General features: G+C 57.6%; 1 pseudogene. It reads right to left on the reverse strand.

The annotated features are described in order from the left end of the window. Window positions 1-192, reverse strand: a pseudogene (locus FQ705_RS29320) (MFS transporter); the annotation flags it as partial. Window positions 193-519 lie beyond the last annotated feature (327 nt).

A 519-nucleotide genomic window follows, 5' to 3' on the forward strand; every position in this document is an offset into this window, starting at 1 on the left:
GTAGATCGAATCGCTGAACTTCAGCGCGTCGAGCATCTGCAGCTTGGCCAGGCCGATGTTGATGCGGTCCAGGTAGGCCGCGAAATAGCAGAGACAGAAGATCGTGACGAGACGGATCGTGACCTTGCGGTACAGCGCCGCGTGTTGCGCCGGGGCGGCCGGCACGGCCGCGTTCGGATGAGTCGTTGACATGGGACTGCCCCTGTTCGGATAGGACGGTTGGGTTGGTGCCGGTCGCTACGGTCACTTGCGCGATGACGCCCGGGAGTCTGTATATCACGCCATTTAATGAGCGTACACACTACAAAAAGCGGCCTGGAACGAGAGCCGGGAAACGATCCTCCGCAATCTCTTTATAGGCGCTGGATGCCTTGTTTTGCTAGGTGTTTTCATCAATGCCGGATCGGTGCACGGGTCTCGATGCGGTGTGATCGGCTTGCACCCGGATAGTGCGAGTACGCCATAAATTGAAGCGTGTACATCATGATTCGATGCCCGTGGACTGCATGCATCTTCCGT

The sequence above is a fragment of the Paraburkholderia sp. BCC1884 genome (assembly GCF_900996225.1).
Classification (GTDB): domain Bacteria; phylum Pseudomonadota; class Gammaproteobacteria; order Burkholderiales; family Burkholderiaceae; genus Paraburkholderia.